Here is a 942-nt window from a genome sequence, read left to right as displayed (position 1 = left end):
CCCGGCCTGGCCGGGGGCTTTGCGGCATCGCCCATCACAAGACCTTTCGCGCCCGAACGGCGAGGCTCACCGCCCGTCCCGGTCCTCGCGAAACGGCCTCCAATTGCCCGAAACTTCCGACCCTTTTTTCGGACGATTTCTTACGCCCTTATAAATCAGCAAGTTACGAGACCTCGAAAAAAGAGGGTTTCTGGCAGGAAAAACTCGGTATTTCCTTTTCCTTCAAATGGTTATAGGTTTTCGGGGCTAGTCCACTGCCGTATAGGCAGCTAAGAAATAGCTGATCAGCAGGCCGACAGTCAGGCCTGCGTTCACTGCCGTATAGGCAGCTAAGAAATACCCGAATACGACTTGCGCGAGGAAGACGGTGTTCACTGCCGTATAGGCAGCTAAGAAAAGCATCGCATCAAATCGTGCAGAACACGATAAGTTCACTGCCGTATAGGCAGCTAAGAAATGGTCGAGCAGTTCGGCAAAGGGGCCGTGGTTGTTCACTGCCGTATAGGCAGCTAAGAAATTCACCTGGTCGCCGGCCAGGCTGATCACTGCGTTCACTGCCGTATAGGCAGCTAAGAAATACAAGGTCATGGCGCTCGGCAACGTGGTGGAAGTTCACTGCCGTATAGGCAGCTAAGAAAGCTGTGCGTCGCCGTGGTCTGACGGTCGAATCGTTCACTGCCGTATAGGCAGCTAAGAAAAGCAGATACCCGAACCACTGGAGGTACATGCAGTTCACTGCCGTATAGGCAGCTAAGAAATTCATCAGGATGCCGCCAAGGGTCCGCATAATGTTCACTGCCGTATAGGCAGCTAAGAAAATGAAGGCCAGCAGGCCGAACACGATTGCGATGTTCACTGCCGTATAGGCAGCTAAGAAAAGACAATCCGGACCTGCCGCCCAGGACGATCTGTTCACTGCCGTATAGGCAGCTAAGAAATGCA

1 protein-coding gene and 1 CRISPR repeat array are annotated in these 942 nt (G+C 53.2%); the gene reads left to right on the top strand.

Annotation, left to right across the window (positions count from 1 at the left end; genetic code table 11):
- A partial coding sequence (locus tag HMPREF3014_RS34965; RefSeq protein WP_218189585.1) for a hypothetical protein occupies nt 1–236 on the top strand: 236 nt, incomplete at its 5' end.
- A 13-nt stretch (nt 237–249) separates the two neighbouring features.
- Nucleotides 250–938: a CRISPR direct-repeat array (repeat unit 28 nt; unit sequence GTTCACTGCCGTATAGGCAGCTAAGAAA).
- Nucleotides 939–942 lie beyond the last annotated feature (4 nt).

It is taken from the genome of Pseudomonas sp. HMSC065H01 (genome assembly GCF_001815235.1).
Lineage (GTDB): Bacteria > Pseudomonadota > Gammaproteobacteria > Pseudomonadales > Pseudomonadaceae > Pseudomonas > Pseudomonas aeruginosa.
The sequence above is the reverse complement of the archived record's forward strand: the minus strand, read 5'-3'. Positions and strand labels throughout refer to the sequence as shown.